Source organism: Micromonospora sp. 4G55 (assembly GCF_016803375.1).
Window position 1 is genome coordinate 1 of record NZ_JAEVHN010000145.1, and the last position, 11792, is coordinate 11792.

Below are 11792 nucleotides of genomic sequence, written 5' to 3' on the forward strand. Positions count from 1 at the left end.
GGGAAGCGCGCCGCCGGTGAGCGGTTCGGCGCCCGCGAGCGAGGTGCCGCTGCCGACGAGCCCACCGCCGGTGACCGGCGTGGTCGTCGTACCCGTGCCGGTGCCGCCCGTGCCGCTGCCGGTGTCGCCGGAACCGGTCGTCGGACCGTGCGCCGGGCTGCTGGGGGGTGGACACCGTGGCGCCGCCACCCGGACCGGCGATCCCGGTGCCGGGCGCGGACGCCGGGCTGCCCACCGACGGGCCGGCCTTGCTCGTCGCGCCGTTACGGTCGGCCTCACCCGGCAGCCGCGGCGGCGGGGCCGGCGGGTCGACGACCCGGCCGTACGAGGCGACCTCGTAGCCCGCGGCCAGGTCGGCCACCACCTGCACCATCCGCTGGTGGGCCTTCTCCTGCTCGGCCTTGTCCTGCTGGTGGCCCAGGATGCCGCCGACGATCATGCCCGGCACGCCGAGGACCAGGCCCTTGGTCGCCCCGTCCAGCGCCTTGTCGTGGTCGTCGGTGGCCTCCGGGCTCTCCGCATTGCGCTGAGCGGTGCGCAGCTGGCCGGCCATCAGGGAGAGCGCCTGCCGCACGTCGGCCGTGCCCTCGGCCAGGTCGGACGAGTAGCGCACGACGAGGGAGAGCCGGTCGTGGAACTCCCGCGCGGCGTCGCCCGTCCAGGCCGGGGCCAACTTCTCCAGGTCGGCGCCGAGATCCCGGGCGAGGTTGTCGAGCGTGTCCCGCAGCGAACTCCACTGGCTGGCCAGGTTGTCGATCTGCTGCGGGTCGCCGGCGTGCACCGCGTCGTACAGCTCGCGGTGGCTGACATGCTGATAGCGCTGGGTGTACTCAGACACGACCGTCCCCCCGCTCGTTGAGCGCCTCGTCCACCCCGTTGAGCGCGGCCTCGATGTCGGCGGCGTTCGCCGCGTTGCGCGCCTCGGTGGTGCGGTAGTTCGTCATGATCGTGTGGGTCGCGGTGCGGGACGCCTCGACGGCGCGGCGCAGCCGGGCGACCTGCTCGGCGTAGCTCGCCTGCATCTCGCTGTAGCGGCGGGCGTTGCTGCTGGCGTCGGTGAACGTGCCGAGCGCGGGCGGGGTGCACTGGAGCTCGGTGTTGAGCTTCTTCAGCGCCGCCTCCGCCTGGGCGAGCCGGTCCGCCATCCGCTGGTGAAAGTCCTCCAAGGACAGAACGTCGACTGTCGTACGCCCGGTCATGGCAGCATCCCCGTTGTCCATAGTCGATACCTCGGCCACGCCCAGGTTAGTCGACCGGCGCCAGCCGGGGCGACCCGTGGATCGGCCGTCGGCACCCCTCAACCACCCTGGGCCGGCGCTCCGGTGGCCGCCTTCGGCTGCGGTGACGGGGTGCCGGGGCCGTCGCCGGGGGCGAAGTAGGACAACGCGTCCCGCCGCTCCAGGGTCGGGCCGGTCGGGATCAGCGAGAGCAGCGACGCCGGCACGACCAGGGGCTTGATCCCGCCGTACCCGAGCGCGGTGACCGCATCACCCGAGCGCTTCCCCAGCGGGTACCGCGCCCCCTGCGGGCTGATCAGGTAGACCGTGGCGCCGGCCGCCGCCTCGGTGCCCTCGCCGGCACCCGGGGAGGCCTGGACCAGCACGCCCTTGCCGCCCGGCAGCAGCACCTCCTCGGCCGTCTCGACGGCGTCGCGGGAGCCCTGCCGCACCGCCGTCGCGCCGTCGGCGCCGGCCAGCTCGGGCGGCGTCCGGTCGAAGACCTCCAGGGTGGTGGTCGGCGCACCGCCGGTGGGGCCGGTCCGGTAGCTGGCGCAGACCACCGTCTGACCCGGGCGCACCGGGTGCAGCGCGGGCAGCGCCTGCGGCATGCCGTCCGGCTCCACCCGCCGGTCGGACAGCTCACCCACCTGGTCCGGGCTGATGTCGGTGACCTGACCGCCGTCGCTCTGCAGCAGCAGGGCGCTCACCTCGCCGATGGAGACCAGGCCGTCGCGGGTCAGCACGTAGTGCTCGCCGGCGGCCCGGAACACCTGGCCGATCCGGGCCGGGCGGCCCCCGACCGACCGGCTGCTCGGCGTGCCGTCGCCGTCGATGCCCAGCTCCCGCAGCGCCGGCCCGGCCGGCACCGCGTTGAGCAGTTGCGCGCCGACGTCGAGCGCGGTGGCGTTGGCCATCCGCAGCGCGGCCAGCGCCGGGTCCCCGCCGACGATCTGGAGCCGGGAGCCGCCGGTGAGCAGGAAGCGCTGCCCGTCACCCCGGACCAGCACCGCCCGGTCGGCCAGCGGCGTGCCGCCGGTCAGCGGCCGGTCGATCACCACCCGGGTGGTCGACCGGCGGGAGTCGCCCGGGTCGGGCACGTCGCAGACCGACCAGGGGAGACCGACCAGCGACGTGCGGTCCGGCAACGCGTCGGGGGCGCCGACGATGCCGACGGTACGACCCCGGGGCCGGTCCTCGATCGACGCGCGCGACATCGTCCGGGTCGGCGGGTCGGCCTCGTTGAGGATCAGCCGAGCCGAGGCGTAGTTCAACGTCGGGTGCAGCACCCCGTCGGCGAAGACGTACGTGGCACCGGTCTCCCGCTCGATGACCAGCGTGTTCGCCTCCAGCGGCGCGGTGTTCCCGGTGAACTGGCCGTACGCGCCGGCCCCGCCGAGCACGATCGCGGCGGTGAGCACGCTGCCGATCACGGCCATGCCCAGTCGCCGCATCGGCAGGTTGGTGGTCTCGGGGTCGCCGGAGAGCAGCGCGGAGACGATGCGGCGGGTGACGAAGCGGTACGCCTGCACCTGATCGCGGCGGGTCCGCATGATTGACCTCCGGCGGGGGTGGGTCCGCGACGATCAGGTCCGAACTCCGCCGCGGGCTTCCCTACGATAAGGGGCCACGGGTGGGTCATCGGGACCCCCGCCCGTCCTCCGGCACCGCACCGCCCCGCCGGATGCCCATGATGTCCAGAAGGGACGCTCACCGATGACGCAGCTCCAGGCGCCACCCGGTCGTACCCCCGCCGCCCCCGACGCCGCGGCCGACCGGCCGGTGGTGCCGGCCGACCGGCGCGGACGCGGCCGGATCGGGTCGGTCGCCGTCGGTCAGCTCGTCGTGCTGGAACTCTGCGCGCTCGCCGTCTGGGCCGCGCTGGGCGGCCCCGGCTGGGTGGTCGGTGTGGTCGGTGGCCTGGCCCTGTTCGCGACGGCGGCGGCGTTCGGCCGACGCGGCGGCCGCTGGTGGTACGAGGACCTGCTGCTGCGCCGCCGGTTGGGGCACCGCCGCGAGCAGGCCCGGGCGGCGGTCGCCCAGGGCGCCGTGGTCGACCCCCGGCTGGCGGCGCTCACCCCCGAACTCAACGTGATCGAACTCACCGAACGGGGCACCCGGCTCGGCATCGGCCAGGACGGCCGCGGCTGGTTCGCCGCCGTGGCGCTGACCGGGCGGCCCGGCGCGCCGGCCGGCTCGATCGAGGCGTCCGTGGTGGACCGTGCCCTCCAGGTGCTCACCGACTTCGCCGGCCCGGTCACCCTCACCCAGGTCGTCTCGCACACCCTGGTCTGGTACCCGGCGCCGGGCGCACCACCGGCCGCCCACCGGACGGTCTGGGTGGCGCTGCGCCTGTCCGTGCCGGACGCCCGCACCGAGACGGTGACCCGCGGCGGCGGGATGCGCGGCGTGCACCGCACGGTCGCTACCGGCGTGGGACGGCTGGGCAAGGCGCTGAACGCGGCCGGCCTGAGCCACCGCGTGCTGGGCCGGGACGAGCTACGGGCCGCGGTGGTCTCCGCGGCGGGCCTCGACCTCGCCCCGGCGGCGCCCGAGGAGACCTGGACGGGGCTGCGTGGCGGCGGCTGGACGCAGCTCTGCCTGACCCTGCGCAAGCGGCCCGAGGCGTCGCTGGGCACCCTGGTGGACGCGATCACCTCCACCTCGGCCCCGTCGCACACGGTGGCGGCGGTGGTGGTGCCGGGCGGCCGGCCGGTGCCGCCCCTGCTGCGCGTCGCCGCCATGGACGGCCACGTCGAGGCCCTGGTCAAGGTGGTCCGCGACATGGCCCGCCGGTGCGGCATCCCGGCCCGGCCGCTGGACGGCCAGCACGGGCCCGGGGTCTACGCCACCACGCCGGTCGCCACCGCGGCCGGCACGTTCAGGGTCGGAGATTGACGATCCAGCCGTAGAGCCCGCACACCCAGAACGCCAGCGGCACCAGCGAGACGATCAGCAGGATCTCGACGATGTCCAGGGTCCGGCCCCAGACCGGCGAGATCCGCTTGCCCGCCACGCTCAGGCCGTAGATCAGGCTGATCACCGCGGCCAGCAGCAGGCCGCCGAGGACCAGCCCGAGCCGGGTCACCAGCGAGCCGCCGGCGAAGGTGGCCGCCGCGGTCAGCGCCAGCCCGGCGGTGCCGGTGACGAGCACCGGGGTGCGCTGGGCGCGCCCGATGAACGGCCGGGCCCGCAGCAGCGACAGCAGCGCCAGCACCAGGCAGAGCAGCACCGCCGGCAACCGGCCGTTGCCGGCGAGCACCACCTGGCTGCCCAGCACGAGCAGCGACACCGTCCACAGCAGCCCGGTGAGGAACGCGTCGGCGCGCTCACTGAGCCGCAGCACCCGGCGGCCGTCGACCGTCTCGGTGTCGGTCTTCAGGTCGTCCGGGCCGGTGGGGATGGACGGCACGGGCAGCCGGGCCAGCCGGTAGGCGGCCATCGGCAGTGCCGGCAGGGTCGCGAACGCGACGGTGGCGACGATCGCGGCGGCGGCCGCCGCCCCGATGCCGAAGGCCAGCGAGAGCAGCGCACCGAGGGCCACCGCCGCGCCGACCGCGACGGCCCCGAAGAACAGCGGCATCCGGTCGCCGACCGCCAGCGCAGCGACCGCGGCGAAGAGCACCACGGCGGTACCGGCCAGCAGCACGTGCGGACCGGCCAGCTCGGTCAGCGTCCGGTCGCCGGCCAGCACCAGCAGGCCACCCACGGCGGCGTAGCCGAGGCCGGCCATGGCGAGCACCGAGCCGGTCCGGCTGTCACCGGCCGCCCGGGACAGCACCGCCGCGCCCACCACCAGCACGACCGCCATCAGCAGGGCGGCCACCGCGCCGGGCAGCTGTGGCGGGCCGGCGAGCAGCGTGACGACCGCGCCGACCCCCAGCGTCACCGCCGCCAGCAGCACCGAGAATGTGCGGGTGGTGCCGACCTGCCAGGTGCCCGGGCGCTGGTTGGTCGCCGTCGCGACCGCGTCCACCACGTCGTCGAAGACGATCTCCGGGGCCGCCGCCGCACGTGGGTTGAAGTAGAGCACCTCCCCGTCGCGGACCCCGAGCTGCGCGGCGGTACGGCCACCGTCGAGCGGCTGGCCGCCGAGCCGGGCCAGGCTCCAGCCACCGTGCCGTACGCCCTCGTCGGCGAGGTCCTCGCCGGCGTAGCGCAGCAGAGTGGGGAGCAGGTCCGCCAGGGGCACGTCGGACGGCAGTGCCAGATCCATCCTCGTCCGGGGTGCCACGATGGTGATCCGGCTCAACCCGCCGGTCGCCGACTTCGTCGCCACTGTGGCCTCCTCGTGCTCTCTCAGATCCACCTCGGCCGGCGGCCTCGCCCCCGTGGGTCCACGACGCCCACGGGAGATTACCTACGATGGCGGGCACGTACGATGCCCACCCGACGACTCAGGTCGGTCGCGAAACCGCATCAGGGCCGCTTCTGGGGAGGAGACAGCCGTGAGCACCGTGGTGTTCCGCCGGCTTCCACGTCAACCGGGGCCCGCGCTGCCGCGCGGCGAGGTGCTGCTGGAGTCCCCTCCGGAGCTGCCCGAACAGACGCCCCGAGGCATGGGCCAGCTGTTGATGATCCTGCCGATGGTGTGTGGGGTCGGCGCGATGGCGTTCCTCTACGCCGGTCGGGGCGGCGGCATGATGACGTACGTCGCCGGTGGTCTCTTCGGCGTGTCCATGTTGGGCATGGCGATCGGCTCGCTCGGCAACGGCGGCAACGACAAGGCCGAGCTGAACGCCGAGCGGCGCGACTACATGCGCTACCTGGCCCAGATGCGCAAGCGCACCCGGCGCGCGGCCGAGCAGCAGCGGGCCGCGATGACCTGGCGGCACCCGGAGCCGGACGCGCTCTGGTCGATCGCCGCGTCCCGACGGATGTGGGAGCGGCGGATCACCGAGGACGACTTCGGCGAGGCCCGGATCGCCACCGGCCCGCAGCGCCTCGCCGTGGAGATCGTCCCGCCGGAGACCAAGCCGGTGGAGGACCTGGAGCCGATGAGCGCGATCGCGCTGCGCCGGTTCGTCCGGGCCCACTCCAGCGTGCCCGAGCTGCCCACCGCGCTCTCCCTGCGGGCGTTCAGCCGGATCGTGCTGCGCGGCGACCGCGAGCCGGTGCTGGACCTGACCCGGGCCGCGCTGGCCCAGTTGGCCACCTTCCACGCCCCTGACGACCTGATCCTCGCGGTGGTCGCCGCGCCCGACCGGCAGCAGGTGTGGGACTGGGTCAAGTGGCTACCGCACGTCCACCACAGCGCGCGGACCGACGCCGCCGGCGCCCGCCGGCTGGTCTTCGCCAGCCTGGCCGAGGCCGAGGAGTCGCTCGCCGCCGAGCTGGCCGGGCGGCCCCGCTTCGCCCCGGAGGCCAAGCCGCTGACCAGCGCCCCGCACGTCGTCGTGGTGATCGACGGCGGCGAGGTGTCGGCGACCTGCCAACTGATGGGGCCGGGCCTGCTCGGCGCCACCACCATCGACCTCTCCGGCACCATCCCGCGCGACGCCGGCCGCTGGCTGCTCTGCCTGGACGCCGGTGACGGCAGCTCGCTGGAGCTGGTCCGGGGCACCTCCAGCTCGCGGCTCGGCACGCCGGACCGGCTCAGCGCCGAGGCCGCCGAGGGGCTGGCCCGGCAGATCGCGCCGTACCGGCTCTCCCAGCAGCAGACCACCTCGGACGAGCCGCTGGCCCGCAGCATGGAGCTGCCCGACCTGCTCGGCGTCGGCGACGCGGCGGCGGTCGACGTGCAGCAGACCTGGCGGCCGCGCAGTCACCGGGACCGGCTGCGCATCCCGCTCGGGGTGGGGCCGGACGGCAACGTCGTCGAGCTGGACTTCAAGGAGTCCGCGCACGAGGGCATGGGCCCGCACGGCCTGGTGATCGGCGCGACCGGCTCCGGCAAGAGCGAACTGCTGCGCACGATCGTCGGCGCGCTGGCGGTGACCCACTCGTCCGAGGAGCTCAACTTCGTCCTGGTCGACTTCAAGGGTGGCGCGACGTTCGCGTCGCTGGAGGCGTTGCCGCACACCAGCGCCGTGATCACCAACCTGGCCGACGAGCTGCCGCTGGTCGACCGGATGCGCGACGCGCTCGCCGGTGAGATGACCCGACGGCAGGAGGTGCTGCGGGCCGCGGGCAACTACGTCTCCCGGTTCGACTACGAGAAGGCCCGGGCCGCCGGTGAGCCGCTCGCCCCGATGCCGAGCCTGCTCATCATCTGCGACGAGTTCAGCGAGCTGCTCGCCGCCAAGCCGGACTTCATCGACCTCTTCGTGATGATCGGCCGGCTGGGCCGGTCGCTCGGCGTGCACCTGCTGCTGGCCTCCCAGCGGTTGGAGGAGGGCAAGCTGCGCGGCCTCGACACCCACCTGTCGTACCGGATCGGTCTGCGGACCTTCTCGGCGGTGGAGAGCCGGATCGTGCTCGGCGTGCCCGACGCGTACGAGCTGCCGAACGCGCCCGGCCACGGCTACCTGAAGACCGACACCAGCACCATGCTGCGGTTCCGGGCGGCGTACGTGTCCGGGCCGTACCGGGCGCCGGGGGAGGGCCAGCGCTCGTCCCGGGCGCTGGTGCAGCGCCGGATCGTGCCGTACGGGGTGAACTTCGTGCCGGTGCAGGTCCCGCAGGCGCCGGTCGAGGTGGCCCCGGCCGAGGAGAAGCCGGCCGACGGCAAGGCCGTGGCGATGCTGGACGTGCTCATCGAGCGGCTCAAGGGCCGGGGCACTCCGGCCCACCAGGTGTGGCTGCCGCCGCTGTCCGAGCCGCCGAGCCTGTCCGAGCTGCTGCCGCCGCTGGCCGTCCACTCGACCTTCGGGCTCTGCACCGCGACCTGGCCGGGCCGGGGGCAGCTCACCGTCCCGGTCGGGGTGGTCGACCGCCCGTACGAGCAGCGGCGCGACCCGATGATGGTCGAGCTGGCCGGCGCGGGCGGCAACGTGGTCATCGTGGGCGCCTCGCTCAGCGGCAAGAGCACCCTGCTCCGCTCGATGATCGCCTCGCTCGCGCTCACCCACACCCCGCGCGAGGCGCAGTTCTTCTGCCTCGACTTCGGCGGCGGCGCGCTGCGCAGCTTGAACGGGCTGCCGCACGTCGCCGGGGTGGCCGGCCGCCGGGACACCGAGGCGGTGCGCCGCACGGTGGCCGAGGTGATGGCGATCCTGGACGACCGGGAGACCCGCTTCGCCCAGCACGGCATCGACTCGGTCGCCAGCTACCGCCGGCGGCGGGCGGCCGGTGAGTTCGCCGACGACCCGTTCGGCGACGTGTTCCTGGTGGTGGACGGCTGGAACACACTGCGCCAGGAGTACGAGGAGCTGGAGCAGACGATCACCAACCTGGCCAACCGCGGCCTGGGCTTCGGCGTGCACGTGGTGCTGACCGCGGTCCGCTGGGCGGAGATCCGGATCAACATGCGGGACCTGCTCGGCACCAAGCTGGAGCTGCGCCTGGGCGACGCCAACGAGTCGGAGATCGACCGGCGGGCCGCGGCGAACGTGCCGACCGGCGCGCCGGGGCGCGGCCTCACCCGGGACAAGCTGCACTTCCTCACCGCGGTCTCCCGGATCGACAACCGCCGCGACATCGAGGACCTGACCGAGGCGTCGGCCAAGCTGGCCCGGCACGTCGCGGACGCCTGGCCCGGCGCCCCGGCGCCCAAGGTGCGGCTGCTGCCGCGCAAGCTGCCCTTCACCGAGCTGGTCCGGGTCGCGGACTCCTCGGCGCCCGGCCTGCCGATCGGCGTCAACGAGTCGGCGCTGGCGCCGGTCCACCTCGACCTGGCGAACGAACCGCACCTCACGATCTTCGGCGACGCGGAGTGCGGCAAGACCAACGTGCTGCGGGTGATCGCCCGGGGCATCACCGAGCGGTACACCCCGGCGCAGGCGCGAATCGTGATCGCCGACTACCGGCGCGGCCTGCTCGGCGCGGTCGAGGGCGACCACCTGCTCGACTACGCGCCGTCCAACCAGGTGTTCAGCCAGGGCCTCGGGTCGATCCGCAGCGCCCTGCAGAACCGGCTGCCCGGGCCGGACGTCACCACCGCGCAGCTGCGCGACCGCAGCTGGTGGAAGGGGCCGGACCTCTACGTCCTGGTCGACGACTACGACCTGGTCGCCTCGGGTGGCAGCAACCCGCTCAGCGCGCTGCACGAGCTGCTGCCGCAGGCCCGGGACATCGGCCTGCACCTGATCATCACCCGTCGGGTCGGCGGCATCGCCCGGGCCCTCTACGAGCCGGTGCTGCAACGCCTGCGCGAGTTGGACTCGCCGGGCCTGCTGATGTCCGGCAACCGCGAGGAGGGGGCGGTCTTCGGCACGCTGCGGCCGAGCCCGCAGCCGCCGGGCCGGGGCACCCTGGTCCGCCGTCGGGACGGTCAGCAGCTGATCCAGACCGCCTGGGTCGAGCCGGTGTGAGCGGGATGACCGGCCTCGATCCGGTCACCCGACTGGGCAAACACGTCGGTCGATAGCTGGGAAGGGCTCGACGGGTGGCGACGGGTCCGTCCACAATGAGTCCTGGTGTGTGCGGTCTCCCGCCCGGGCAGGGCTGCGCGCGCTGGACACGGTGGGCTACCGTCTCCTACGGAGTGTCCGTCGGTGGGGTGTTGGCCTTGCCGCGGGGGAGGGCGCGGCAGATCCGCCGCCACAACATGACGGAAGGGTGTGAAGCATGGCGTTCGAGGTCGAAGCAGCGACTCTGCATACCGCCGCGAGTGACGTGCGGTCCACGCGCAGCGAGGTCGACGGCGAGCTGAAGAAGCTGTGGAACGTGGTCGACGACCTGGCCATCGCTTGGAAGGGACAGGCGTCCACGGGCTTCCAGTCGCTGATGAACCGCTGGAACGAGGACACGGTCAAGCTGCTGACGGCGATGGACAACATCGCCGACCTGCTCGACAAGTCGGGTACGACGCACCAGGTCAACGACGAAGAGCAGCAGCAGATGCTGGACAAGTTCCACTCTGCTCTCAACCCGTGATCCGCCGAGAAGAGCAGGGGAGGAAATCATGAGCATCAAGGTTGACTACGCGGTTCTCGAGAGCGCCAACCAGCAGATGCAGTCCATCTCGAAGACCATCGACGAGAAGCTGGACACGCTGCGGTCGATGCTGTCGAAGCTCCAGTGGGACGGCCAGGACCGGGCCGCCTACGAGCAGCACCAGGCGCAGTGGGACACCGCTGTGCGCGACATCAACCGCGTCCTGAACGAGATCGGCGGTGCGGTCGGCGTGGCGCGCGAGAACTACGTCTCCACCGAGATGAGCAACTCCAAGGTGTGGGGCTGAGATAATCGCCCCGTCGCGGCTCCGGTCCGGCTCGACCGGACCGGAGCCGCACTGCGTTGCGAGTCGTCGAGGTCCTGGGAGTGTCATGCGTACGCGGAAAAATCTCCGGCCGGTGCTGAGGTCCACTGTGGCCGCGCTGGCCCTGGCGGTCGCCGCCGGAACGGTTCCACTGGCCGCGCCGGCCCCGGCCCGCGCCGCCGACACGGTACGCGGCCTCCAGTGGTACCTCGACGCGCTGAAGATCCCACAGGCCCACAAGATCACCAAGGGGCGCGGCGTGGTCGTCGCCGTCCTCGACACCGGGGTCGAACCCGACGTCCCCGATCTGCGCGGCCAGGTTCTCCCCGGCTACGCCACCGGCGCGGACGGGTCCGCGAAGGGCTGGGGCACCGACGACAAGATCGCGCACGGCACGGCCATGGCGGGCATCATCGCCGGGCGTGGTGGCGGCGACATGCGAGAGCTCGGCATCGCCCCCGAGGCCAAGATCCTGCCCGTCTCGATCGGTAGCCGGCTGGACGCCGGTGACCTGGCGAAGGGCATCCGCTGGGCGACCGACAACGGCGCCGACGTGCTCAACATCTCGATGGGCGTCAAGGAGGGCGCGACCCCGGACGAGGTGGCGGCCGTCCGCTACGCCCTCGAGAAGAACGTCGTGGTCGTCGCCTCCGCCGGCAACGTCCACCAGGGCGACGTCGGCGTCGCGTCGCCGGCGGACGTCCCCGGAGTGATCGCGGTGACCGGGCTGGGCAAGGACGGCTCCTTCTTCGGCGACAGCGTGCGGGGCCCGGAAGCCGTGCTGGCCGCGCCGATGGAGGAAATCATCTCACCGTTGCCCACCTCGGTGTCCGACAACGGCTACGGCGTCAGCAGCGGCACCAGCGAGTCGGGTGCGATCGTCTCCGGGGTGGCGGCACTGGTCCGGGCGAAGTACCCGGACCTGGACGCGGCCAACGTGGTGAACCGGCTGGTCCGCACCGCGCAGGACCGGGGCAGCAAGGGCCGCGACGACGAGTACGGGTTCGGGGCGGTGGATCCGGTGGCGGCGCTGACCCGCTCGGTGCCGGACGTGTCGAGCAACCCACTGCTGGCCGGCGCGCCCGCTGGCGGTGACGCGGGGAACGGGTCGCAGCCCCTGCCGGAGGAGCGGTCGAAGGACGAGGGTCCGATCGTCTCGTTCGGCGTGAAGAACGGCACCGGCGCGCTGATCCAGGGCGCGCTCTGCCTGCTGGTGCCGATCGCGGTGGCGATCCTGGTGATCGTGCTGGTGCGCCGGTCCCGTCGACGGCCGG

9 protein-coding genes are annotated in these 11792 nt (G+C 73.6%); 5 read left to right on the forward strand and 4 right to left on the reverse strand.

What is annotated here, in order from left to right:
• The 3 genes from JNW89_RS14555 to eccB form a co-directional block, all read right to left on the reverse strand.
• A partial coding sequence (locus JNW89_RS14555; protein WP_375155093.1) for a WXG100 family type VII secretion target occupies positions 1-838 on the reverse strand: 838 nt, incomplete at its 3' end.
• Positions 831-1166 carry a hypothetical protein gene (locus JNW89_RS14560; RefSeq protein ID WP_238449346.1) on the reverse strand — a complete coding sequence of 112 codons (336 nt, stop codon included), beginning with the start codon at positions 1164-1166 and terminating at the stop codon, positions 831-833. The genes JNW89_RS14555 and JNW89_RS14560, both read right to left, overlap by 8 nt.
• A 131-nt stretch (positions 1167-1297) precedes the next feature.
• A complete protein-coding gene (eccB, locus tag JNW89_RS14565) occupies positions 1298-2770 on the reverse strand; it encodes a type VII secretion protein EccB (RefSeq protein ID WP_238449347.1) in 1473 nt (490 codons plus the stop codon).
• Positions 2771-2933: 163 nt separating this feature from the next.
• Here eccB and JNW89_RS14570 point away from each other — a divergent pair, with 163 nt between their 5' ends.
• Entirely contained in the window at positions 2934-4115 is a 1182-nt protein-coding gene (locus JNW89_RS14570; RefSeq protein WP_238449348.1) for a type VII secretion protein EccE, read from the forward strand.
• Here the strand turns inward: JNW89_RS14570 and eccD are convergent.
• Positions 4099-5496 (reverse strand): type VII secretion integral membrane protein EccD, encoded by a 1398-nt coding sequence (eccD, locus tag JNW89_RS14575; protein WP_238449349.1) that lies wholly within the window; start codon positions 5494-5496, stop codon positions 4099-4101. The genes JNW89_RS14570 and eccD overlap by 17 nt on opposite strands.
• A gap of 169 nt (positions 5497-5665) precedes the next feature.
• Here eccD and eccCa point away from each other — a divergent pair, with 169 nt between their 5' ends.
• From eccCa to JNW89_RS14595, 4 genes are all read left to right on the forward strand, one after another.
• Positions 5666-9628 carry a type VII secretion protein EccCa gene (eccCa, locus tag JNW89_RS14580; protein WP_238449350.1) on the forward strand — a complete coding sequence of 1321 codons (3963 nt, stop codon included), beginning with the start codon at positions 5666-5668 and terminating at the stop codon, positions 9626-9628.
• 256 nt (positions 9629-9884) lie between these two features.
• The gene (locus JNW89_RS14585) at positions 9885-10193 is read left to right on the forward strand and encodes a WXG100 family type VII secretion target (RefSeq protein WP_088964212.1); all 309 of its coding nucleotides are present in this window, start codon (positions 9885-9887) and stop codon (positions 10191-10193) included.
• A gap of 28 nt (positions 10194-10221) precedes the next feature.
• Positions 10222-10500 carry a WXG100 family type VII secretion target gene (locus JNW89_RS14590; protein WP_088964211.1) on the forward strand — a complete coding sequence of 93 codons (279 nt, stop codon included), beginning with the start codon at positions 10222-10224 and terminating at the stop codon, positions 10498-10500.
• A gap of 112 nt (positions 10501-10612) precedes the next feature.
• Positions 10613-11792, forward strand: a 1180-nt coding sequence (locus tag JNW89_RS14595; RefSeq protein ID WP_238449351.1) for a S8 family serine peptidase, incomplete at its 3' end; no start/stop codon positions are given.